Genomic DNA, 26,103 nt, shown 5'->3' with positions numbered 1-26,103 from the left:
TATATCATTCCTCCTATATTAAAACGGAATATATTCTGAACGAAACAGGGAAAAGAACCCCCTCCTGAATTCATTAAACCTAGATAATGCAGTAGAGATTTCAGGCTCATGACCCCAAGCGCTTATCTGTTTATATTTATTTTGCTTCCAATCGATCTCGCTTACAGAGATAGGATTCCATCCCACCTCGAATTCGAAACCAGAAGGAGTAATCACATAGAAAGATAATTCTAGATCGTTAGGGTGTTGCCCGATCCCATGAGCGATCTCAAATCCCAATTCTTTACAGCGTTGATAAGCATTGGTCATATCCTCCAAATTTCTCATTTCTATATTCAAATGTTGGATCCGTGTGGAGAGTGGATCCAAACGAAGGCCTCTTGTCGCAGCTATTGCTATTGAATGATGGCGGGGATTCATTCTTAGAAAGGTAATATCTAACGTTACTCCTGACATTTTTTGTTCAATATAATCGCTGATCCTCGCGCCGAAGATTTCTTTCCAGAATTCGATCAACTTTTCAGGTTGTTTGGAAACCATAGCAAAATGCCCCATTCCAAACTGCTCTGTGACAAAACCTTTAGATAACATATTCAAAGGAGTTTCAGTCAGAATTGGATTGATAAAGATTTCGATCCTCAAGCCCTTAGGACCTAAAAACTCCCAAAATGACTCAACTCCTCGCAGGTTCGCATCTATTCCGCTTCCTCTTCGGACCTCTATTCTTCGTTCTTTTAATATTTCTAATATACTTTTAAGAGAATTTTCATCTTTAACCTGGAATCCGAGAGATGTAAAGTCCTCGGCATTTCCTTTCTTAATCAAGAATCTTCTAATATGCCGATCGATCCTGAAAGATAACATATCTTCCGATAAATATTCTGCATGAAGACCTATCGCATCCTTTCCAAACGTAAGCCATCTTTCTAAATGATCTGATTCGACGATAACGTATCCTAATTTTACAGAATTGAATAGATTTTCCGAGCCAACTTCGAACATCTACTGTATCCTCCCAAGCGCTTTCGATTGCGAATGCAAAGAGATAAATAATTTCGTAATGGAATTGAATTCCTCGGCTCTTTCCCATTGTACCCAATGACCCGTCTTATTGAATAAATACAGATCGCAATTCTGTAAGCGTTTCTGTAAGGAAAGTCCCCCACTTGGACGATTTACCTTATCTTCCGTTCCCCATAACACTAATGTTGGGATTTCGCATTTCATAAGTCTCGGGTCTCTGGTAAAATCGAAATTTTTAAAGTTTGGGATCCCTTTTGGTCTACGTAGGGGAGGAGCCTTGACCACTTCCGGATCTATACTGGACTTATATCTTTCTTCAATCAATGCCGAAGGAACTTTGCTTCCTTCATAAACCAAATACTCTCGAATGAAGTCAGTGATCTTTTCTAAGCTTGGCCCTTTTCCAGAATAATAATCAAAAAGGCGATTTAAACCTTTAGTAGGGAGGGATCGAGTAGTATCTATTCCGCCAGGTCCCATCAGGATGAGAGAAGAGATTATATTCGGTTTTTCTAATCCCATCCTTAGTGCGCATGCCCCACCAAGAGAATTGCCAATTACGTGAACCTTAGAGACATCAAGAACATTCAAAAATTGCAACATCGTAGCTGCAAGATCGCCAAAGGGATCCTTTCTATTAATTCCTTTCGAAGATCCTCCATAACCTGGCATATCTGGAACTATCACCCTGAAATTTTCCGCAAGAATTTCTATATTCTTAGAATAATTCGATATTCCGGAAGCTCCGGGCCCTCCTCCGTGCAACATTAAAACCGGCTCACCTGTACCAGTTTCATAGAATTGGATCTTTCTTGTTCCGACAGATAATTTCTTTAGTTCTGCTTGTGAATCCGACTTTCTCAGTTCCATATCCCTTTCCTTAAAACTTCTCTATACCCAACCAAGTCGCTTCTTAGAACCGCCGACTTCATCAGACGATCAGTTATTTGAGATAACTCTCATTTTTTAATGTATAATTATTTTTTGCAACATTCTTCATTAATAACCTTTGTCAACAAAAAAGGGAAGTCTCGTCAGGAAACGAACCTTATTTTTGGAAAAAATCCATAAATCTAGTTTGACGTTTTGCTTATTTTTGAATTATATCTCATAATTACATAGTACACATAATTATGAGATATACTGTTTTTAAATTACTACCGTTATCTTAAATATTCTATAAAACATTATGATCTATTGAGGCTTGGAGTTTTTTATGCGTGAACAAATTAGCGCAATCGACGTACATCATCATTTTATTCCCTCTTTTTACACAGAGGCGCTCTATAGACAGGGAATCAAAGTCGTTGCAGGGGCCCCTCTTCCTTCTTGGAGCCCAGAACGTTCCTTGGATGCGATGAATATAAATGGGATCCGAACTGCTATTACTTCCATCTCTTCTCCGGGGGTGTACTTCGGAAATATCGAAGAAGCCGTTTCTTTGGCTCGTAGATGTAATGAATATGCGAGAGAGATTAAGGAAATATATTCGGGAAGATTTGGCTCTTTTGCGATCTTGCCTATGCCTCTTCCAAAGGAAGCAACTCAAGAGGCAGTCTACGCTTTAGATACGTTGAAAGCAGAAGGTATCGTTCTTCTTGCCAGCACAAAAGGAAAATTTTTAGGAGATCCTGATTTTGACGAACTCATGGCCGAATTGGATAAAAGAAATGCAGTAGTTTTTGTACATCCTAATATTCACCCAAGCAGCGAAACATTAGGTTTAAAAACTCCCGGTTTTATATTAGAGTTTCTCTGCGATACTACAAGAGCTGCAGTCAATCTGATCTATACAGGTACTCTTGAAAAATACCCAAGGATCAAATGGATACTTGCTCATGCAGGTGGATTTTTGCCTTATGTTGCCTGGAGAGTATCCTTAGGAAATCTTCTTCCTGAAATTTCAGAAAAAGCACCTCAAGGAATTCTAACTTATCTAAAAAGATTCTACTTTGATACTGCGTTGTCCCCTTCTCCTTTTGCAATGACTGCTTTAAAAGAATTGGTGGAACCTGACCATATTTTGTTTGGTAGTGATTTTCCATTCGCCCCAGAACCCCTATTTATTCACCAAAGAGAAGAACTTAACAAATTAAAACAATTTGATACTTCTACACTTACCGGAATTGATAGAGGTCATGCGCTTAAACTTTTTCCGAACTTAGCAATAAAAGGGGAAATTTACGGAAATGCACCGGTCTTTGATCGGATAAATTTAAGTACTGCGATCAAATTCGAAGTGATCAAACGATTTGTAAGTTTAGCCTCGAAAGCCAGAAAACGCTAATCGGAATGAATATTGAAAAAGGATTTCTATTCTTTCCAAGCTCGATCAAAGGCTCTTTGAGAGATATTCTTAGCGGTAGTTGCGGAAACGCCGAATGCTTTTAGAACAAAAGCGATCATTTCCACATCATGAGATTTATTTTTCGCTCTTCCTTCTAGAATGTTCCTTATCCCATAATGTAAAGCACCGATGTATAAACCCAAAGCAGATTCTTCTGAATCGATCGAAAATTTTCCAGCTTTGATAGCCTTTTGCATATCTTTCAAGGGTTGAGCTCGAAGAAGTTCACTCATCCTAGGAGCAACTGCGGCGATACGGATCAAAGCCCAAGCCCAATCTGCATCGTTTCTTGCTCTTTTTAAAAAAAGCATTCCGCCCAACGCCATTCTTTCGGCTCCGTCCGTAATATCAGGCATCAATCGAACTGCTTCTGCAACCAATGACGCGGCCAATGCTAAAGCAGAAGCTTCTAATAATTCTTCTTTCGTTTTGAAATAATTGTAAAAAGTCCCGTTTGCAATTTCGGCTTCCGCAGAAACTTCTGCAATCGAAGTCTCTCCTGCGTCTTTGACCGCGAATAATCTAAGAGCCGCATTCATAATTTGTGCCCTTGTTCTTTCTCGTTTAGGAAGTAGAACTTTTCTACGTTTCGCAATTGCCATGACTACCATTACATCTACAAAACTCGCACGAGCAACTACAATATTGAGAGGTATCTCATTTATTGATTGTTTTAAATCAATACGCATCAGTCGCTTGCTTTATGGATTCACTTTCTTATAATACTCCTGGATTACTTTTTCCTGCTATTTCTCTTTTGATGTTGGCGTTTACAAATCGATTTTTCGGACTCGCTTCTCTTGCAAGACAACTTCTGGAAAAGTACCGAGAAAGCCGAGAGGAACTCCTTGTAGCGCAGGTAAAAAACTTAAGATTTCGGATATCACTCGTAAGATATTCTCAATCGTCCAGGATCCTGAGCTTAATTTCATGTACACTTTCTATCGGATCTATTTCCTTAAGTAATAATCTAGCTTGGTTCTTCTTTGGAGCATCCCTTCTATTGATGATCTTATCTTTGGTCTATTCCTTACTTGAGATCCATTACTCGACCAAAGCACTAAAAATAGAGATCGAGGATGCTTTAAGGGAAAATTTACGCGGATGAACAATTATTTTAATATAGTCCTATCATAAGATTCGACGCGATTCAAAATATTCTGAAACTCGATTTTTACTTTTCTTCTGAGGACTTTTACTTCCACATTCCTATCCTAAATAAAAAGATATCAATATGAAATGGGTACATTGGTCCTTTTTACATATTTCTATTCTGATCTTTTCCATAATGATCTGCGCATTAGCTATCTGGATGGGAAAACGTATCCGTAATTCTAAAATTGCTCCCGTTATCGGTTATTTCTTAGGCGGCCTTTTGCTATTAAATGGGGTCGTATACATTATATATAGAATTCAAAAAGGTTATTGGGAGATTCGTTTTGATCTTCCGATGGAATTTTGCGATTGGGCCATGTTTGTGACTGTTGCTGCACTATTCACTCGTAATCGGCTAATGTCTGAATTATCATATTTCTGGGTCTTAAGTGGATCAATTCATGCACTTTTAACTCCGAATTTAGCACAAACATTCCCACACCTTTCCTTCTTTCTTTTTTTCATCGGACACTTAGGCTTAGTTGTCTCAAGTCTTTACATTGTATTTGGATTAGGCTTATTTCCCAGGCAGGGATCCATCCTTCGAACCATTGTATATTCCGAGATATATTTTGTATCCGCGCTCACTCTGGATTTTCTGATCGATGCAAACTACGGATATCTTCGCTTTAAGCCGAGCGGAGGATCGATTTTAAACTTCTTGGGAGATTGGCCCATCTATCTCCTTTCCATACAGATTCTGGGGATACTTGCAATTGTTGCGCTGTATCTACCATTTAAAAGAAGCCCAAATCAAACTTAGAGCCTTCTCTATTACTCATTCAAAACAAACCGGAAAATTCGGGATCTTCGGATCGAAAGAATATTTGATAATTATCATATTCTTAAAACAACAGACTGCAACCAAGCGCTTGACCGCAATGGAAATTAATGACAAAATATTATGACCCAGAAGCCGAACTCAAAAATAAAGTAGATGAGTTGCGACCGTTGAAGCGAGGAAAAAATGTCTTACAGTATTTTATCGATCGATAAATCTATGGCAAAGGAATTCGTTTTTAAAAAGGATCTTTCTAGCAGCTCGATCATTCTACATCACGCGAAACCGGAAAAACATGATACACATTTAGACCGGATCGACGGCATCAAATCGGAAGATCTAAAACATTTCTTTGAAGATGTCGTTTCCAACCTGACAACGGTCGAAAGTATCTTATTAGCCGGGCCAGGCATGGCAAAAACGCAATTTAAAAATCATTTGGAAGCTCACCATTCTGCTTTAGCTAAACGAATCATCGGGGAAATTACGACCGACCATCCAACGGATGCAGAGCTTATCGCTCTTGGAAAAAAATACTTCCAAACCCACAAATTTAAACATTAGGAGCATGGATTAAAAGCCAAACTTTCCGTTAAGAAATATCTGCATTCATTATAAGACGCACAGTTGTCTTTATCGAATTTGATATTAAACATGCCTTTTCGGCTTTTTCCATTATTTTCAGAGCCTTAGCTCGGTCCGATTCATTCGGTATTCGGATCTTTGCATCCAAAACAATCTCGGTAATCGAGTAACGCCCATCGACCATTTCAAGTTTACCATTGGCAGAACTTTCAAAATCAGAGAATTCAAGTTTGGAATTTTTAGCAATCGCAAGGAAAGTTGTCATATAACAACTATTAACCGAAGCTACAAACAAATGTTCGGGCGACCAAATCCCGGAATGACCACCGGGAAATTCCGGTGGTGTAGCTACTTGTATTGAAGGAAGACCAGGTGCGGAAGCTGTTCCGATCCGCTCCTTCTCCCATTTCACATTTACTTGATAGAAATGAGCCTCCTCCATCAACGTCGTCCTTTCCCTCTTCCTCCGCCTCCATTGCCTCGGCCCCAGAGAGGCGCTCCTGCTGAAGTTCGGAGGACTAATTTTTGTCCGTCTTTTGTCACTTCGCGCGCAAGGATCATATTACCTATCTTTGAACCGACTATTGTGATCGTATCGTCCTTCCCAATCTTAACTGTTTGTTTATCCAGATAGAACGAAGGCCCAAGCATTATTGTGAAAGATTCATTCTCAGATTGAAACGTTAGATGGATTCCTTCTCCTCTCCCACCGTGAGGGATCTTAGTGACTTCCGTAACTTTTCCATTCAAAGTTACTTCGGCGGACGTATCGTATTTCATACCCATTCCCTGGCCCATTCCACCGCGTCCCTGGGCTTGGATCGCGGAAGCCACCACCAAACAACAAATTATCGTTAGTATTCGATTCATACAAATCACCTTATTTTCGGATAATAAAAACCTAAGGAAGGTGATTGTTTCAAGAAAGTTCGGGTTGAGTCAGGATGATTTAAATCATTACACCGCATAAGAAGTGTGAGGAGTTTTTTGCTATAGGCGAGATGACTAACTTAAATTCGAATTTTAGGAAGATTCCCGTAAAAGTAATTTATGGAACAGAGATATTCCTTCTTGCAGAGAATCCTCCTTGTTTCTTCTTCCGGAAGAATCTTCCGAGACCAAAGATACGATCCCATAAATCCAAGAATACATAGCTCTAGCTATAAGAGGGATCTCCCTACTTGAAATTTGAAATTCTTTCGAGTAAACCCCATCTCGAATCGTGCGAAGAAATATTCGATATCCTAAGGATAAAATCGGAAAGGTCTTTTTATATCTACGGCGAAAGGACGTCTTGCCCATAGCTTTATGCAATTCCCTATTCTTCCCTGAAAAATTGAAGTAGGCTTCGGCAATGGAAGTCAATCGTTTGAAAGTAGTATTACCAACTGTGCGAGAACTACTTATCATCTCAGCTAACCTTCTTTCTCCCTCGAAAATAACGAGTCCAAGGATCTCTTGCTGGCCCTTGAAATAAGAATAAGGACTGGCGATACTACATCCTAACTTCTTCGAAATTCTCCTCATAGAGAACCCATCGACACCTTCCTGGTTAATAATTTCCAAACTCGCCTGAACGATTTCAGCTTGGTTCAAACTATTTCGAGCTCTTCTCTTCGGAATGGAGGCATCCTGCATCATTCTCTTCAAAATGGTTTATCTCTTTCAACTGTCAAGTCGGACACTGCTCTTCGCGATATCATTCGGGGACGAGAAAAAAACACCCAGGAACGACCTAGGTGGAGGAGCTATAGTTTGAAAGAGGTTCCTGACTCTAACTCAAGTTCTGACAGTCAAACGATTGTCGAAATCATGATTGTCAAAAAGAGAAGAAGAAATCCGCCCGAAACAAGAAGGCTTTTCATACGAACGGGAACTTGCGAACCGCCAGCGATATGGTAAGCAGCAGCTCCCAGCAATGGCACAAGTATAACTATCACCGTCCATATACTTCCTGCCCTTACGCTTAAATCCGTTCTTCCGGCCAAATCGACTACGGCCAAAGGGGTCCAAAGTGCAAAAAGAATAAAGAAAATATAATATCCGTACAGGTTGAAGAGCAAAGCGATTGCTCCCGGTTCAAAAATTTGCGCGCTTTCCATTTTTATCTCCCAATAAAAAATATATTAGATTTCGATTTAAAATATCAGTTTCCAAAGTCGGTCGGAGCGGCGGAGCCGGATAATTCTATTCCCAAATATATTAGAAATACAAAATATACTCCGAATCCTACTCCTAATAACGTATACCTAATATGTTTGGGATAAGAGGATTTTCCGAATAAAAGATATGTTGCCCCGCCTACAAAAGGAACCAAGGAAGTAAAAAGGACCCACAGAGTTCTTTTTGACTCGCTTCGCGACCTAAGGGTTAAATCCTTTAAGGAAAGACTAACTAAGCAAACGTATAAGATCAAAGGAAGGATATATCCCAACCAACGGATGATGATCACACGCAAATTCAAAGGTTTAGGTAAAGAAAAACTGCCGAAAATGTTTCCTCGTTTCGGGGTCCTTTCCGCCAAGACTAAAGTTGCTTCTTCCGGAAGAGCGACATGATCCAAATCCAACGGAAAGTCTTCGAAAGGATGTACTGCAGGTTTTACCGGAGAAGTCGCTCCCAAAGGAAGAGTTTTCTGCTCGGGAGGAATAGGTTGTTTTCTCCAATCTCCCTTTGGATAATCCCCATGCGATGCATCTATCGCCAAGGAAATAGCGTTGAAGATAGGAAATAGTTCTCCTCCCGACGGAAATCGATATCGTGAAGAACATGGATTCGTTTTCTCCAAAAGTGGAGGAATGGATGTTTGGAATTTATTATTCGAAAAGCAATTTCCGATACTGATCGGTCCGGACACCACTAAGTCTCCAAGCCCCGAAGAATAAACTATATTATCCTCTACGATATTTAAATGTGAAAGCCAAAGGCTCTCTTCTAAATTCGGAAAGATCGAAATGCCATAGTTTGCATTCCCGATTACGACATTCTTTTTAATAACGTTCTTTTGTCCGCCCGCGATCAATATTCCGGTTCCGTAGGAAGGATATTCGAAGGGTTTTACGGGGACTGACCTATTGTTATTATCGTATACTAGGTTTCCGATAATCGTAGTCTCTCTTTCTGGCGGAAGGAGTTCCGTATCCAAACTGTTTGGAGCTATACCCGTAATATTGTTCTTCCAAACGGAACTTAAGATGTATAACTCGCCTCCGGCGTTTGAACCGGAATACCCCAAAGCGCTATTTTCAGAAATCAGATCGTAAAGAATCGCCTTACAAGGATAACATTGCCCTACGTAAAACCCTGAGTCCGGAGATCCTGATGCATAAGAATGTTCTAATACTCCATTTATGGAATCAAAGGCGTAAATTCCATAATCACCGTTATTATATGCGGTTAAATACGAGCCTCTATATCCCTTCACTCCGGTCCAAAAGAAGCCGTTTAGTTTGTAATTTCGAGCAGTCATATTCTCGACTACAACGCCATCCGCACTGACCACCATAACTCCGTTTCCTCTTTGGAATTGGCCATCAAGGATCGTTCTATTCCGATCCATTCCCCGCAAAACAAGTGAAGGAGTGGTCACTATAACTTCTTCGTAATATATTCCCTCACTGATGAGGATCAGATCTCCCGGGAATGCAGCATCTACAGCATTTTGGATCGTCGGATAACTTTTTGGAACGTGAAGTGTTCTTCCCGAAAATTTTTCTACAGACTTCCATTGTTTTCCTATTCTTTTAGCGGGATTATACGGAACGTCTCCTACTACGATATCCGCTACCATACCCTTAGATCCGTCCGGTGCCGCGTGAAAACTACAGAAGTAAGGAAATACTCCTTCCTTCGGATAAGTAATTTTTACTTTTGCACCACTCGGCATGACTATATTCCCAAAATTTTTCTCAGTAGACCAAGACTTATCCACAGAGATCGCATTATGCGGATTCGCACCCGTATTCAAAAACTCGACCTGTCCACCTACATGGATCCTTTGCATAGGTGGAGAAAACGCATTGTCCACCATGAGTACGTGCGCAAAACCTTGATTCGGCTTTTCATCCTCGCTACCACATCCGAAGACTACGATTGCGATAGAAACCCCGGCCATAATAAGGAATAAGTGAGAAAAATAAAAAACCTTCGACGTTGTTTCACGCATTGGAACGCCCCTTTTATGCAAAGATCGTTAATATGAAAAATGTGAGCTTTTGCTCACATTTTGACTCTTATAGTCTTGAGAGAAAAAGTCAACCTTTTTATTAAGCGAAAAAGATTTAAATTAGGCATTACTCGGGTTCCATTGAATCGAAATATAAAAATGGAACCTGCTCAAGCCTACCGTAGAAAGCTTGAACAGAAGAACTCAATTGCGAGTTTTCGGAGAAGATATTGAAGAAACATTTTTTGAGTTAAAGGCCGATTAGTCGGGCTTTTCGAAAGATCTAAAAATAATATATTTAGATGAGAGGAAAATATATTCTAAAAATAGAATACACTCTCAAGTAGCTGAAGGCAATAATAGCTTGCTCAAAACAGTTCTGGCTTCTTATGGTTGGATAAAGCCGGGGTAAGGTTGCCTTTCTTTCCAGCAAGAAGGGATAATTTTTTTCCAAGAAAATTGGATCCATTGAAAATATTAGTAAATTTGAATTGACGATTAAGCGTCATTCGCTCTTTATTTGCTGTTCAAGAGACCCAGTTCATTAGGAAAGATTTATATGCTCGGGATAAGTTCCGTCTTTAGCAAAAATTTGACCTTTTAGATTGTATTCACTAAAACCAGTATGCCTTGCAAGATCACTCCCTATTACTTAGTTGATGACGAAAGGAATGAATTCTCCGGTAGTATGCCAAATGATTTTTTTCCATTCCTGGACCAGTTTCCGGAGTTAAAAACCCAATTCTCGGTCGAAGAGCTCAGATATTTTATCGGTAAAACCGGCTTATTGGAATTTCCTCTCTATTTTGCCATCAACTTAGCTTATGAATCTTATAAAGTTGAACAAGATATCGAAGAACTCCCGGAAGGCGATAACGAATCTGTTGAAAACAACACGGATCCGAAACTGCCAATCGGTAAGCTATCGATGAATACGGAGACACGAGGTCAAATCACTTTTTCCGATTCCACCGCACGAATATTAAGCAGCAGGGGAGATGATCGAGACCGACGAGATTTGTGGGAAAAACGAAACCAGCAACTGAATTACATCTTGGCCAAGGCGGATAATTATCTTTCCTGGCTTCATTTTGATATCCAAATCGATGGTCATCCTTTTTTAAATGGCAATAATGAAGAAGTATTTTATGATTTTGGAATTGTCGGTTTTTCGGGAGGAAAATACTGCTTTGAGAGATATTCCCGAGGAGAAGATTCATTTTTTTTTGGAAAGTTACTTCGTTATTTGGACTTTCAGGATCCTTCTAGAATAAATTATGAAATCGTCCCGGATCGTGCTCTTTATTTTGATAACACAACAGTAAAACTGTGGACCTTCCTGAATTCGTCGTCGGGGAAATATTCTGAACTGAACCTTATGACCCAGGTCAGCGACGGGAGCGCAAGAGGAGGAAACAATGTTTCGAAAATACTTACTACTTATTTCGGATCAGACGTAAACTCAAGTAAGTACGCGCCAGGCTTTAAATCTTCTATCCGACCTTATTATTTTGTGAATGGAAACGCGATAGATTCATTTTTAGGCAGAACATTCATGGCACTATCGAGCGGAGGAGCACACGGAGGAAAAGGTAGAGCAGATAATATAGAAGAAAACGAATATGCATGGACCGGCAATATATATATGGGGTTTATGTTAGGGCTTGATATCAGACAAAGACCTCCGCATGTGCCAAGCGTTGCAGCTTACTTCGAGACAAACACTCCTAATGAAAAGGAAACAGATTTTCTTGGGCGGAACGGACATGCTACGACATATCACCATCCAAGCTCCACGGATGAGCATATTAGATATTACAAGAAACAGAGAAGGATAGCTGCGGATATATTCGAAAAGAGAAAGAATTTGCCACAAACATATAAAGCTCCTATCACCTTCCATTTTGAGAATGTCTCTATCATAAAACAATACAAGGATCTACCATTAATCCGCAAAAAGATGAAGGGTGGTCCTCGCGCGGCCGACGGGACTCCAGGGATTAATTTGAACCAAGGAGAAAAAGCAAAGCGAATCAGCGCCGCCTCCGTAATGGGAAAGTTTTTTATGACCAAACAGCTCTTGCCAGAAGGAAGAATGTTTCGCGAAACGTATAAAGCCTGGTGTGAAGCACGCCAGCTTAAATTTGAAGCGTCTCGACTGTCCGCAACCCGGTTCATGAATTATTCTTTCGAGACTGATAAAATTCTCTCAGAGATCTTTCGCAGATATAAACCAAGTTACATAGACTCAGCCCAATCTGCAGCTAGTTCGGGAATGGATGTCGATCCGAAAATTTGGGTCCGAACCAGCCAAGAATGGTGTCACCTATTCGGGCATGGAGATGGAGGAGAAGAAGTTCCAGCAAACTTCGTTTCAGGTAGCAATCATTGCAACACGGAGCAGCTAGCCATCGAGACAGGGCAGAGAAAAAGAAGTGTCGATCGCTTAAAGGCAAAAATCACAGCGTATCTGCTTCCCACAAATGGAGCCAGGATCTCTCCGGGTGAGCGGTCCAATTTTACAGATGATGGCGGCAAGGCTGACGTCGAATTTCTACCAGTCGCCCAATATATAAGGTATAAACTGTATTATAACGATAGGAAAATTTTTGACCATTGGTATGATGCACAGAGTGAAAGTTTTGATTATAATGAGTTCTTAATATTAGAAGAGTTTGTAGATCGAAAAATCTGTACGTATGCAAATGGAATGGCAGATCGCTACAAAGCATCCGTAATTGCCAGATTCATAGAGCAGCTCCTTGGTCAATACGAAGGAGATCCACCGATTCCAGACAACTTTAGAGTCTACCTAAACGATTACAAAAAAAACAAACAAAAAGACCCGAATTGGACCGTTCTTGTTGGGTCGATGATCGAAGCAGGATTTGCGTTCTCTCAAGATCTTTATTTACTTAGTATCCCGAGAGCACTCAAAAGTGCAATGGATTCACTGGCTCCGGTGCGCTAAAGTCAAGTTATATTTGGATTTAGTAAAAAGAACATGACGAACCCTCAGCTGAACAATCTATTTTCGAGGATAGCAATCACGCCTAACTTGGATCTCGTCTTGGACAAAACAACGCTCCAAGAAGACTACCTAACGGATCAGTTATTTACCATTCTAAAAACAGACTCTTTCAAAATCGGGCAGCCTCAAAAGTCAACCCAGGACGGAAATGGCAATTTTAGCATATCCGGAAAAACGAATCTCCTTCAGTTTGAGGACATACAAGTCACCATTACATTTTTCTTATCTTGGGAAACAGGTTCTTCCGATAAAAAACGACTCGAATGTTTGATTGTTCCTTCTAACTTTCCCGACCATTGGAATATTACAAAAGTATATCAAAATCTTCCCGGATATGAAGACAGTGCTCCGGATAAGATCTCCTTGGGCCGACAAGAATCATTTTTCAAGGAAATTGATATCGATAAAATCGATGTCCGTTATTCTTCTTTTGATTTTTTCGAAGCTTCGGAAGCTCAAAAGCATAATGAGATCACATATCGCACCAGTTCTTTATTAGAAAATACTAATTTACCCTTGGATATTGCCGGACAAGAATTAAAGGCGGGACTGAATTTTACCGGCAACATTGCACCGCAAGGCGATTTCTGGACTACTTTAAGCTTTATCCCCAATCTACCTAGCTCATTACCCATTTTTGCTTGTATCGGACCGGAATATATCCCGGAACATGAAGCACCGGAGACGGATGTTCCGATTATCCGAGATGGAGTAGCCGACATCGGCTATCATTTTGACGAAGGGATCTCTTTCTCGGTAGGTTCCATTCAAATCAGTTTAAAGACTCTCAACATTCGCACGGGCCTTAGCATTATCTCAGGAGTGGATCCTGGTTTTTACTTAGATGTGCAGATCGGTGACCTAGAGTTGGTCGTTTTCGCAGGCATTGGGAGTAAAAACCTTACAATTACAGGATATTTTGATTCCGGCCTCATTACTGTCCAAAAACTTATCGCTGCTCTCAGCCTAGGCAACCTCAACTTGCCATCCGACTTCAGTGCATTAGGCGATATTAGTTTGAAGGAGATTAACTTTAGTTTATCTTTAAGCAGTAATGCCGGAATCAATTCCTTAGGTTTTACTTTAACTACCTCGTCACCCTGGCAACTTTTGGAAGGAAAAGTCAGCATCCTTCCTCAACTGATCTATAAGAAACAATATGCGAATTCCGTAAATCCTGAAACAACTTCTCTCCGAGTGGTCGGAGTATGGGATCTTAACGGAACTGACTTGATTACCACGTTAGACCCTGATCCGGGAGACATCTCGATCTTCTTAGCTCCTAACCAGAAATTAGAGATCGGATCTTTTCTGGAGGAATTGCTAAGCGTGAACCATATGCCGGAAATAGAAATTGTCGATTTCGAACTGGATGGAAATTACAAGACCAAAACCTTCGGACTGATCCTGGACATAGGATCCGATTGGGAAATCAACATCAGCGGAAAATCAATGCTTACCGTCACAGGAATGCATATAGAACTCCAAAAAGAAGAAAAAAATACAACAGCAGTTCTAAGCGGTAGTTTCTTAATTGGAGACACTAGTGCCATCATTACGGTCGATATTCAAAAAGAATTAAGTATTAAAACCTTCTTCTCTTCCATTAATGTCGGAAATCTGATCGACCAGTTCCTGCATGGTATAGATCTTCCCTTAGAGTTTCCGGACTTTACCGTTGAAAACCTAGCTATTTCCGTAACACCAAAAACAGGGGAGTTCGATATCCAAGGAAGTTCTTCGGACACCATTCCTTTTTTTGAAGGACTGGGGCTTCAGATTAATTTCTTCCATGTAAGCCGAACCCTGGTGGATCCGCAACAAAAGCGATACTCCAAACAATCCACGATCCATATCACCTTCGATGTCGGAGGCGTGCAACTTACGTTGGCTGCCGACAAAAAAGTATCTGATTTACCGCAGGGATCAACTAACAGCGATTCTCTGCAAGGTTGGGTATTCCAACTTGCACAAGGCGCATCTCCGATTCCTTTCGGCAAATTGATCGAAAATCTGGGAGAATGGATCGGATTAGAAATGCCCATATGGCTGGGCGAACTGACAATCCATGATCTTTACATGGAGTTTAATGTCGGTTCCCCTAACAAATGCATGGTGATTTCCGGCACGGTAAAAGACGGCGAAAAACAATTGGGAAAGATCAGCCTACTCGCTCAAAAGCTGGACCCCGCAGATACATATGGCAAGACTCCCACCAACGCCAGCAGTGAGGGCAGCAATAGTAGCAAAGCTCATTGGGACCATATCGTTTGCCTAGAAATTGACGTTGATATAGACCTAAAAGATTTGCCGGTTGCCGGTCCTCAATTGAGTGCTGTAGGCGACATGAAGTTGCATTCGATCAATTGCACGATTGCCTCTCGAGAATTTAAGGGTGTAGAATTGGAAACTCTCCTTCAAAAATTGCCGCAATCTGCATTGAGCCCTGCGTCTTCTACTTCGGTAGAGAGTGGCTCTTCCTTTTCCGTAAAACTCCAATTAGCTGGATCTAACGTTGCACTATCCGTTCCAATAGAATCCAAAACACAATCTCAGGAACAATTTCCTGGAGCTTATATTCCGCCCGATCCTATCACACAGCAGACTCCCGTTGATAAAACAAAATGGTTTCCCGTACACTTAAACTTCAAGGCATTCAATTTGGATCGCATCGGTGTACGATTCCAAAATTCTAGAGTAGGTTTACTCATTGATGCCTTTATCGATTTAGGTGGGATCAAGATCGGCCTTGCAGGACTTGGATTAAACACTCCATTCACGGATTTTTCGCCGACGTTTGAACTGAGCGGCCTCAGCGTAGAATACAATAATCCTCCTGTGACTATCGGGGGGGGCTTTTTAAGGTCAGGGGAGGTCTATCAAGGATTAGCAAGGCTGAGCCTAACCAGTTTCGACATGACTGCCGTAGGAGCTTACGGTACGATCGATGGCCACCCCTCGTTTTTCATTTTTGCGATTCTGAAATTCCCGTTAACCGAACCTAGCCTGTTCCGGCTAACGGGAGCTGCCGCAGGAATGGGTTATAATAGCAAACTCAAGATACCTCAATTAGAAAGGATTCGGGATTTCAGTCTGATCAATGCGGCCTTACCGCAACAGACCATGTTTTCCAATACTTCTGACCCTGTAATGGTCATGAGGGAAATGTCTGCGGATATTGTCCCTGAACTTGGAGCAAAATGGTTCGCCGCAGGGATCACATTTAACTCATTCGAACTAATCAACTCATTAGCACTTTTGATCATAGATATGGATCGGGAAGGACTTGAGGCAAATATCTTAGGCTTTTCTCGCATGAGCGTTCCTAGCCAAATACCCAACCCCATTGCTTATGCGGAAATGGTGTTGTTCGCTTCTTATAGTGAAGCCAAAGGATATTTGAAAGTATGCGGAGGTCTTACCAAAGCCTCCTATTTATTTGCCCCAATCAATCGGTTGAGCGGTTACTTTGCTTATTGCAAGTGGTTTGCCGGTGAAAACGAGGGAGACTTCGTATATAGTTTGGGTGGATACCATCCTAAGTTTCAAGCACCGGCCCATTATCCCAATCTATCCCGGATCGGCTTCAACTGGAGACTATCTTCCAATTTATCGATCAGTGGCTCTATGTATTTTGCGGTTGTACCTCATGCGCTCATGGCCGGAGGAAGCTTTAACGCAATATGGGAATCGGGGGGAATCGATGCCTGGTTTACCGCAGAGATCGATTTCCTAATGCAATGGAAACCATTTTATTACGAAGCTAGCGTATCAATAAGTATCGGAGTCTCGCTTACCATCAGCATACTCTTTGCTCATATTAGGATATCCGTAAGTGTCGGCGTTGGAGTCGATTTTCATGGGCCCAATTTCGGTGGAACTGCCCGCGTACATCTTTATGTTTGTTCCTTTAGCATTCATTTCGGAGATTCGAGTCCGCAAAGAATCCCTCTGACATGGGACCAGTTCAAACAATCTTTCTTACCGGCTCCATTAGTCGGGCAAAAAGACAACTACCTCTCCATCAGGGTTTCCCAAGGTCTGTTAGTGGACCTTTCGGATAAGAACGATACATTCGACTGGATATTATCCTCCGAACATGCCGAATTGATGATTCATACCGTCATTCCTCTAAAGTATGTTCAATTTAACAATGAAACCTTCGCAAGGAAAGACGATAGTTGGTCGATGGATTTCGGTGTAAACCCGTCTGCTTATAACCCGCAGCACTTCCAAACAAAAATATCCATCACCCTCAGCAAGCACGGCGACTCGACTCTGGATGATAATTTTCTAATAGATCCGATCATTAGCGGACAACCGGGAGCCTTATGGTTAGAAGATCAAGGAATGAATGGCCCTAGGACCGTTCCGAAAGCGTTGGTCGGATTCGCCCTAAGGCCAATATTACCGGAAGCGAAGGAGACTCCCTGGTCTCCGATCTCATTGCTGCTCTTCGAACAGAACAACCTTAACATTATCTTCTACAGCGATGCTACAGCACCGGCTTCCGATGCATTCGAAACTAACATATCGGAGGAGAATCTGACCTATAATAGAAGTGGAAAGGAGATAATTAATAGAAATCTAATACTTCAAGATATTGAAGCGACAGAAATACAAGCATACAGAAAGAACATTCTTCAAGATCTGAAGCTGTTCGGATTAGATCTGGATGATCAAGTAGATCTGAAAATTTTTTCAACGGAAACAGTTCTGGACGACTGGCCAGTCGTAACGCTATTAGGAGAGTAAATGATGCCGACTACCGAATCAGATCCTGATTTCACTTCGAAAGGACAAGTCGCCTTCGAAGAATTTAAATTACCTGCTATAGAAGCAGGAGAATATACTCTAACCGTAAAGCAATTCATCGCAAACAGTGACCAACCAGTTTTATCCGAAATTACGCAAACGGAAGACCCCGCACGCGAAAAACTTATCGACCAATTCGAGACGATTCGTTCCTTTGCGGTAAGAGGTGAACGCTTTAAACTTTCTCCAGAAGAGATTCAAAGCGTCTTCCCACCGGAAAATACGACCGGTGAATATTTTAACGTATTACCGCATATTGTTTTATCCCAACCCACACTTCCTTGGCAACGTTCAGCACTACATGATAACTTCAATGTTAAACATCCGGAAACTATTACGGGATGGCTTGCCCTTATGGTATTCGATCAATTTGATCCGGTACCAAATATCGTTCAAGGCGTTATAAGCGATCTTTATTCCAAAACAGCCGTGGCATCGGATGGAAACCTACCGGCAGGCATCGCCTCTTATTCTTTTTTACCGGATCTAGACTATGGAGAAAAATCTACGGACCAGATCCAATATATCGATGTTCCTTTGGATTTGTTCTACGAAATATGCCCGACCATCCAAGACATTCGATGGCTTACGCATGTAAGAAAAGTAAATACGAGTAGCAAGAGTCAGTCACAACAACAAAAATCCGTAAATGACGAAACGGATCTTGCAACCATAGTAGCAAACAGGCTTCCAGTTATGGGAAGAAGTAGCACTGTACATCTCATCTCTTTAGAAAAGATGGAAAATTATCTTCCAAATCAAAAAGGGATCCCGAACACTCCCCTTCCGTCAGGAACCACACATGTCCGACTGGTGAGCTTAAAAAAGTGGAGCTTTCAATGCATGAAAGAATCTAAAAATTTTAGTACTTATCTCAAAGAATTGGACGCCGGACCATTTCAATTACCGGATGCAAAATCAGGCGAGGCGATTAAAGGTCCAATAAAAATGGGATATACTGCCGTAGATCATCTTATGAGAGAGGGAGGAAAAACGGTATCTTGGTATCGTTCTCCGTTAGTTCCATTTCGAAAAGCGACAAAAGACTTCAATACATACGAAAGCGCAGATGCCGCCTATCGCTATAATCCTGAGTCCGGCATGTTTGATGTTTCCTATGCTGTAGCGTGGCAATTAGGAAAAATGGAAAGCCTTTCTAATCCGGATATCTCCGGGGCAATCCATGAATGGAAAAATGGAAAACTTTATGAACTGATCAAAAAAACTGAATTAAATTTTCTGAAAGATCTTCTTTACGGGAAAGAAAATAAAACGGAAGAAAGCGCCGTTAGCATAAGCAGAACATTTCAAAACCGGCTCGTACAAACATCCATCAAGGCACTATCCGACAAAGTAGCTCTTGCGCCGAAAAAAGAAATTAAATTACCGCAACCTCCTCCGATCCCGAAATCATAAATCGAAGAATATGAAATTAAAATCAGCATATGCAAATAATATAATCAAACCGGATTCTGTCAGTGTCCCGTTGACTACCGAAGAACTCCCTTCCTCGATCGTTGAATATTTCGACCGACTCAGCAGACTTGAAAATATTCCCTTTAATCTTCTAGTACCGGACGAACGCATGCTTCCGGAAGAATCGCTACGATTTTTCTATATAGACAGCAACTGGATATCAGCATTGATCGATGGCGCCTTTAGTCTTGGAAACTTCTCGGCGACAGAATATGAGGTACATTCAAGAATAAAGGATATGGTTTCGGAAGGTTCTCAAAGTCCGGATCGTCAGAAAATTATTACCGGAATATTATTGAGATCTGAAGTAGTAAAGGGATGGCCTGGAATTGAATTTAAGGCATATGATAAAAATTCCGAAAAAGAACTCCCTGTCCTTCGTATCGATCACCTATCGCCAAATATCATAATTGCTCTTTTCGATGGAGAGTTAAGCGAGATCCAATTACATGAACCGGCCGAATCTATGCACTTTGGCCTGGACATGCCGGAAGGAGAAGCCTCCCCACCTATAGAAGATCCTATGAACCCATTGCAGTATTTTAAAAAGACTCGGGCTACTCACGATGCAAGCGTCACAGGTGCATCATCTACTCCTGTCGTGTATAGGTCTGACCGAAAATTAGTGTTGAACATTTCTGCCATGGCGGAAGCGATACGACAAGAATTCCCAGCCGAGGCAGCGTTCACTTCCGCGGAGATTGCCTACCAAATGGTAGAAGGAGTGGGACAAGTTACTTTCCATCAGAAATAACCCGACTATACATGATATTAAAAACTTCGAATATAATCGTTCCAATACACGTGGAAGCACTTTGTGTCAATAGCAAACTTCAAGGTGAAACTTTCTTAGGACCCTCTGCAGATTTTAAAATGTTACCAAAGAAAAGTAGAGACGGAGCCAGTTGGCTAAACGGTCCCTACTTAGCGGAAGCGATTGAAAAGTTTCCGCAGATCCCGTTAGAAAAGGGAATCCACCTGCACTGGGCCTTACCGGATGTGATCACTCAAGGAACCGTATCGGAAACACAAGACCTTGCGTTTCCTGCCGCACCTAACCGATGGTTAGTTACCCGGATCTATACCTCCTATAAAAACCCAGAGAAGCCCATCAATCATATCCAATCATGGGTCGTCGAAAGCGACTACGTTATGCTAAATTCCTCAGAGAATTTCCCCACTACATTTCCTTGTGATACGGAAAGCCAGTTTCATCTTTTTCTAGGCAAAGTATATTCTTTAATGGATTGGATAAAACGGGATCAAACAGATCGAAATTACCTCAAAATCCAAACCGGGAAAGATCTCACAAGTATAGGTTATGGAAACGTAAACTTTTCTTCTTATTATCCTAACTGCCGAAATGTATTCGGATTTTACGATAGCCTAATTGAAAGTTTCGAAATACCTGACTTCGATCCGGGCAGTAACCAGATCTCGTATGTGATCAACGGATGGTATGAAAATCCGGAAGACGATATATTGAATTTGTATGCTTCTCGCCCGGAAGATCTAAAATGGAAATTCAACGAAGATTATCCAGCAAGAACGATCTGCAGCGGAACTGCTCAAAATGTAATATGGGACAATAATAAGGATTACAATGAGATAGACCAACAATCCGATCTAAAAGTTACGATCGGAAATAATGATATTGAATGCTTATCCGCTCTTTTTGCATCGGACCAAGGTAAGCATTCTAACGCTGTCGAATACCAATTGAACGCATTGCAGCTAGGAATTTTGAACAAGTTAGCCGGCGAATCGGACTTACCCGCAAAATTAGAAGAGGAGCTTCACACAAAAGCGTTTGATGTAGCTAAGGGCGGCAATATCTGGGAAGTTGTTAAGAAAGCCAAGACAGAAACCAGCTTACATTCCGAATCCGCGACGGAAGTTTCACTGTCCGAAATCGCCGCGTCTCTTCTCAATGAGTTGAACTTACTACAATACGAATATGATAAAGCTCGAAATCAGCTTGAGAGCTTAAGAGAATCTTTATATATGGATTGGTACCGCAGTATGCTACTGCAATACCTACCCGATAAATCTGGAGCTAAGTCGGCTCTCTCTGAAGAAGATACCAACGATCTTCTTTCTAATCTACAAGATTATATCGCTACATCTCAAGATTCATTGCTTACAAACTTCGTGAAAGAAATCGGGAATTATCAGTATGATCCTAAAACATTCATTTGCTCCACTACCTCAGACCCAGCTTCCTTAGCACAACGAATCGTGAATAAATGGAAAGCTTTAGATCAGGAATTAGCAAAAGGATCAATGGAATACCGGATTCAATTGTCTAATTCTCCATCCTATTTCAGACCTAAAGATCCTGTAATACTATTAAGTGGAGATGCGGCATCCCCCTCTATCCGTTACGGATATGATCATACTTTTGATGAATCCGGAAAATTGCCGTGTAGAAAACGGAACGAGCTACTACAACATCTTACCCACAAAAACACTTCCTTAATGTTTAATATAGATGACTTGTCATTAGAAGACACATACGAACAGCTACCTTTATGGGATGACATTGCTCTGATCTTAACTGAAGCATTCATTGCAGATCTAAATCAATCCACTTTTATCGCATTTTGTCTGTATAAAAAATCGGAAACAAATTCCTCCGTAAGCTTTTCCGAACTTGCAAAGGCACTGCAAGATTTTCAAACGAATCTACTGCGTCAGAATTCCATCGAGTCAAGTGAGTTTGCGGTGCAAGGAATTTTGCCGATTATGCCCTTAGCAATTAATATCTGGCAATCCAATCCAAGCTCTCCTTTATTCTTATACTGGGAAGTTGAATACCATCCCGTGCAGCGCCTTATCTCCGGAGATCATACTAGCTACGCGAAAGATCTTATTTCTGGTAATTTCTTACTAGATCAATTTAATGTGGACTTTAACGCCAGGAACGATATTCCGCTGGGAGATTATCAGAAATATTCAGGTACAGTAATGCTGACTCCGCATGGCTTCATTGATCTAAAAGCGGCACTTACTCAATATCTTCAAGAAAGTAATGATGAAGAACTTTCTGAATTATTAAAAAACGCACATTTTGCTCCGCTACTTTCTCAATCACTTGGCGGTTTTCACGATGCTTTGATAATGCAGCACGAAAGTATCCAAATGCAGGTAAAAGATCCTCAGGAACCATTACCGGTTTATCAGAATTTTGTAAATTCCGTCGCCGAGAACGTAAACAATTACCTTTCTACCAACCCTCTACCCCAGAATGATTTCAATCCGATCCGCGGAGGCTTCGCTAATGTATCGACCTTAAAGTTAATCGATATCTTCGGAAAAGAAAGGATACTACCGACGGATCCGGATCATTTAATCAAATCGGAAAATCTTACGGTGAATACCGGAAATCCAAATGTAGACAGACTCATATATTTACCGCCAAGACTTTCTCAACATGCTCGCCTATTGTTTCGATGGATCTCGGCTAATAATGATAGAATCGAAAGTAATGATCATCCGGCTTCATCTCCGATTTGCGGATGGGTGATCCCGGACTTACTTTATGAAGGTTTATTCTTTTATGACTACGACGGTAGTCCATTGGGTATAATCAATCTGATCAATGATAGATCCGTGACAAGATGGACTTCTTTTCCTCAAGAAGGAAAGAATGTCCTACCTCTCGGCAGCATTGCGGACCAAATCAATGATATCAAAAAATCAGTCAAAAATGTTCACTTGCTGAACTTTATTCTGTCCGTTTTCCCAATTGATGATAAAGAATCCTCTCTTTCCCGATCGGCGCATTTTCTAGATCAACTTTTCAATTCGATCAATAAGTCGGCAGGAACAATCATACCGGCTAATACCAATGAAGAAAACAATCTTGCCTTGCTGATGGGAAGACCTTTAGCCCTGGTTAGAGCTAGTCTGGATCTAGAACTAAAAGGACTCCCTGCTCATGAGCTAAGTTGGGCTACATTACAGGAAGAAACTCAAAACGATCCGAAACAGATCCGGAACACTCGAGGATTTACGGAAGTAAAATTTCCAGTACATCTAGGAGATTTAACTCAAGTAACCGACGGGTTGGTTGGTTTCTTTAAAGGAACGGAAAACAATACGGATTACGGTACTTTTTTCTCACCGGCTGCACAAGACCATCAAGATATTGTAAAGCAACCGAATGATAGTACTATAATGCTGACTTCCGATCCGTTAGCCGCTACTTCCTATCTAACCCTTTTGATAGACCCCAGAGTAAACATTCATGTTACTACCGGTATCTTACCAGTCGGCAGCATCAGCGTTCCGCCGGATCAATTTGAAACGGCACTTCGAAAATTACAATTAGCCTTTCCTGTACATCCAATCCTCTCTGCAAAATTCTCCGTCGCAATTTACAAACCTCTTATTCCAGGCTACACTTGGAAATGGATGTTTGCAAAAGAAGGCACCTGGAAGAGTGAGCCCGAAATTATTAAGCCATCCACAGTTGCCGAAATGGGATACACACCTCAATCAGTGAAAGAAGGTTGGCTTATATTAACACCTGATAGCGAATAACTTTCAAATAGGAATAAGATATGAATCCATTCAAGATCAAATTTGAGCAAAATAAAATCTACAGTTCTCTAGACAACAAATCGGCCGTGTTCATTAGTGACAACCCTTCTCAAAATGATTTCCATTTGAAAGTCGGTGTTACGTCGGATAATATCTTTACACTTCCGGGCACAAATAACGGGAAAAATGCAAATCCTTTTACTATTACGATAGATTTTGAGGGATTACTTAGCCAAAGCGAGGTCAAGGCCTTGGTGATTCCCGATCCATATTGGAAACTCGAATTGGCGTCGGACCAAATAACAGTGAACCTCATTCTGCAACAAGATCTCATGGTAAGCGATGCTTTTAGCATTAAATTCGATAATCTTACCGTCTCCAGAAAAACGCAACCCATGTATCCGATAGGGATCCAAGTCATTCATTCACCAGCTTCTCCATCTAGTTTCTTTAATATTAAAAACGTCTTTATCCTAAATCCCCCTGCCGCTGTTCCCAAGCCATTGCCCGTTAGCTTACACTGGATTCCCGATGTGGAAAGTATTGTGACGCATTTTGATGCAAATAACGAACTCACAAAGCAAACGGTTCCCGATCATTCTGGAGAAGTCTATTGTTCGAATAACACGGACAGCCCAATTTTTAACGTATTGGGGTTTTTACTTTCCAATGATCGTGTAGATAGCAATGGGAATCCTGTTCCTCTTATAAATGCCACCGCGGAAAAAACTCCTAGTTTTCTCTTACATTGGAAATTAGCGCCGGACGATGCGCAGGATCCGGAAATATTAAAGGAAGCCCTGACTCGGATCAGCAAAGGAAAAGACATAAAAGTATTCCTTTCCAACGACAGCTGGTACGTGATTACCGATCAGGAAACCTTATTTCAGACGATTAAGCCAACCAATTCTAACAAAGCGTTGCTGGATGTGGGAGAAACTCTAAGTATCTTCCCCCATAAGATTTTTACGGATCTTACTCCCTATATTACTAAACTTTATCTTCAGTATCTGGATGTTCCAGGGTTTGACGATGGCTATTTGACATTGCCTCTACAAAAAGCTCTTTCTTCGGCAAAAGTACTTAGCTTTGAGTCGAACACCTTAGAAGTCGTAAATAGACAGAGCATCGATTTGAATTGGAAAACACGAAATGCAGAATACGTGGAACTTTCCATAACAATCGGTAATAAGGGAACTTCGTATAACTCGATTGATCACAAAGATCAAATCGCGGTGAATCAATCAAAATTCACATATGCAAACATAACGGACTCTCCAGTTACGTTTACATTAAAAGCATTCCAAGGGGATAAGTATGATCAAAAAACGATTGTAGCTACCGTATTTACGACCGAGTTAAAGTCGTTTACTTCCGACTTTGATCCTCAGAATCCTAAAAAGCCGAAAGAAAAAATTATACTTTCCTGGGATACAATTTACGCTTCCTCTAAAACTCTTCTCGCAAATGGAACGCCGTTACCCGGTATAGTCTCTCCGTTCCCCGACAAGGGTACTCTTGAGGTTTTTCCCCAAATAGATACTGTTTATACGCTAAATATAGAAGGTTATCCGACCACTCTGTCCAAAGTAGTGCCCATCAAAGTACAAAAACCGGAACTCACGATCGAAGCAGCTGTAGTTGTTTATGCGAGTTGTGAGGTTAGCGATCAAACTTCAAATATTTATTTTTTTATCAAATATAGGACCCGTTTCTGCACAAAAGCTTCGGTTGAAGCTCGTTATGCATCCGGATATTTCGACCGGTTTTACAATGCGGATACATTCTTCGAGTGTCTAATCGGGGCAGATAATGATAAGAGAAGAAGCGTATTAAATGCCATAGAAAACAACAATGAAACCCTGAATGAAGAAGATTATGCGAGAGGAGACAATTTCGAAGAAGCCAATCGACAACAGCTCCTATCTTACGGCGCAGTCGGAATGAAATACCATTTATCAGATTATGATAATAGCCATCCGAAACCTTTGTCTCCAACAGACACTATTTTCAAATTAACGCTGGATGGTGACGGATTGGATCAACAGATAATACAATTCACCTACCAAGATATATGCAAGTTACCGAAATTCAATTTATTGACCACTTCCAATTTATATGCAAACGATTATAATCCGAAGGTTTTATAAGTCGCACGAAATCCATAAATGGAAATGCTT

At 41.0% G+C, this 26,103-nt stretch carries 18 protein-coding genes; 10 read left to right on the top strand and 8 right to left on the bottom strand.

All coding sequences use genetic code 11. The features are described 5' to 3' along the window. Positions 1-18: 18 nt before the first annotated feature. Both CH352_RS02525 and CH352_RS02520 read right to left on the bottom strand, forming a co-directional pair. Positions 19-1,002, bottom strand: coding sequence for a VOC family protein (locus tag CH352_RS02525; protein WP_100706317.1), 984 nt, complete (start codon positions 1,000-1,002; stop codon positions 19-21). Further along, positions 1,003-1,893, bottom strand: a complete 891-nt coding sequence (locus tag CH352_RS02520; protein WP_207766663.1) for an alpha/beta fold hydrolase — start codon at positions 1,891-1,893, stop codon at positions 1,003-1,005. It lies immediately after the preceding gene. A gap of 346 nt (positions 1,894-2,239) precedes the next feature. On the opposite strand from CH352_RS02520, the gene CH352_RS02515 reads away from it, so the two are divergent. After that, entirely contained in the window at positions 2,240-3,310 is a 1,071-nt protein-coding gene (locus tag CH352_RS02515; RefSeq protein ID WP_100706318.1) for an amidohydrolase family protein, read from the top strand. Positions 3,311-3,336: 26 nt separating this feature from the next. On the opposite strand, the gene CH352_RS02510 is transcribed toward CH352_RS02515, so the two are convergent. Further along, complete coding sequence (locus CH352_RS02510) at positions 3,337-4,059, bottom strand: TetR/AcrR family transcriptional regulator (protein ID WP_243396269.1); 723 nt, start codon at positions 4,057-4,059, stop codon at positions 3,337-3,339. Between the two features lie 14 nt (positions 4,060-4,073). Here CH352_RS02510 and CH352_RS02505 point away from each other — a divergent pair, with 14 nt between their 5' ends. The 3 genes from CH352_RS02505 to CH352_RS02495 all read left to right on the top strand — a co-directional run bounded on the left by CH352_RS02505 (position 4,074) and on the right by CH352_RS02495 (position 5,870). Next, positions 4,074-4,478 (top strand): DUF2721 domain-containing protein, encoded by a 405-nt coding sequence (locus tag CH352_RS02505; RefSeq protein ID WP_100706319.1) that lies wholly within the window; start codon positions 4,074-4,076, stop codon positions 4,476-4,478. 126 nt (positions 4,479-4,604) lie between these two features. Continuing rightward, positions 4,605-5,288 (top strand): YwaF family protein, encoded by a 684-nt coding sequence (locus CH352_RS02500; RefSeq protein WP_100706320.1) that lies wholly within the window; start codon positions 4,605-4,607, stop codon positions 5,286-5,288. 204 nt (positions 5,289-5,492) lie between these two features. Beyond that, a complete protein-coding gene (locus tag CH352_RS02495; protein ID WP_100706321.1) occupies positions 5,493-5,870 on the top strand; it encodes an eRF1 domain 2 in 378 nt (125 codons plus the stop codon). Positions 5,871-5,898: 28 nt separating this feature from the next. On the opposite strand, the gene CH352_RS02490 is transcribed toward CH352_RS02495, so the two are convergent. From CH352_RS02490 to CH352_RS02470, 5 genes are all read right to left on the bottom strand, one after another. Further along, on the bottom strand, positions 5,899-6,333 hold the full coding sequence (locus CH352_RS02490) for an OsmC family protein (RefSeq protein ID WP_100706322.1): 435 nt from the start codon (positions 6,331-6,333) through the stop codon (positions 5,899-5,901). After that, on the bottom strand, positions 6,333-6,761 hold the full coding sequence (locus tag CH352_RS02485) for a MamS/MamX family magnetosome protein (RefSeq protein WP_100706323.1): 429 nt from the start codon (positions 6,759-6,761) through the stop codon (positions 6,333-6,335). Before CH352_RS02485 ends, CH352_RS02490 begins: the two co-directional genes overlap by 1 nt. A 153-nt stretch (positions 6,762-6,914) precedes the next feature. Next, positions 6,915-7,532, bottom strand: coding sequence for a TetR/AcrR family transcriptional regulator (locus CH352_RS02480; RefSeq protein WP_100706324.1), 618 nt, complete (start codon positions 7,530-7,532; stop codon positions 6,915-6,917). Positions 7,533-7,684: 152 nt separating this feature from the next. Next, complete coding sequence (locus CH352_RS02475; protein ID WP_100706325.1) at positions 7,685-7,993, bottom strand: phospholipase; 309 nt, start codon at positions 7,991-7,993, stop codon at positions 7,685-7,687. Positions 7,994-8,037: 44 nt separating this feature from the next. Further along, on the bottom strand, positions 8,038-10,056 hold the full coding sequence (locus CH352_RS02470) for a PLDc N-terminal domain-containing protein (RefSeq protein ID WP_100706326.1): 2,019 nt from the start codon (positions 10,054-10,056) through the stop codon (positions 8,038-8,040). Between the two features lie 688 nt (positions 10,057-10,744). Between CH352_RS02470 and CH352_RS02465 the strand changes: the two genes are divergently transcribed. From CH352_RS02465 to CH352_RS02440, 6 genes are all read left to right on the top strand, one after another. Next, positions 10,745-13,027 carry a hypothetical protein gene (locus CH352_RS02465; RefSeq protein WP_100706327.1) on the top strand — a complete coding sequence of 761 codons (2,283 nt, stop codon included), beginning with the start codon at positions 10,745-10,747 and terminating at the stop codon, positions 13,025-13,027. Between the two features lie 33 nt (positions 13,028-13,060). Beyond that, a complete protein-coding gene (locus CH352_RS02460) occupies positions 13,061-17,842 on the top strand; it encodes a DUF6603 domain-containing protein (RefSeq protein ID WP_125169475.1) in 4,782 nt (1,593 codons plus the stop codon). After that, complete coding sequence (locus CH352_RS02455; protein WP_100706329.1) at positions 17,843-19,318, top strand: hypothetical protein; 1,476 nt, start codon at positions 17,843-17,845, stop codon at positions 19,316-19,318. It abuts the gene before it with no gap. A 10-nt stretch (positions 19,319-19,328) separates the two neighbouring features. After that, complete coding sequence (locus CH352_RS02450; protein ID WP_100706330.1) at positions 19,329-20,132, top strand: hypothetical protein; 804 nt, start codon at positions 19,329-19,331, stop codon at positions 20,130-20,132. 119 nt (positions 20,133-20,251) lie between these two features. After that, the gene (locus CH352_RS02445; protein ID WP_125169476.1) at positions 20,252-23,923 is read left to right on the top strand and encodes a hypothetical protein; all 3,672 of its coding nucleotides are present in this window, start codon (positions 20,252-20,254) and stop codon (positions 23,921-23,923) included. A gap of 20 nt (positions 23,924-23,943) precedes the next feature. Further along, a complete protein-coding gene (locus CH352_RS02440) occupies positions 23,944-26,073 on the top strand; it encodes a hypothetical protein (RefSeq protein ID WP_100706332.1) in 2,130 nt (709 codons plus the stop codon). Positions 26,074-26,103 lie beyond the last annotated feature (30 nt).

Source organism: Leptospira hartskeerlii (assembly GCF_002811475.1).
Taxonomy (GTDB): Bacteria; Spirochaetota; Leptospiria; order Leptospirales; family Leptospiraceae; genus Leptospira_B; species Leptospira_B hartskeerlii.
Note: the sequence above shows the minus strand (reverse complement) of the source record. Positions and strands in the feature narration are given on the sequence as shown.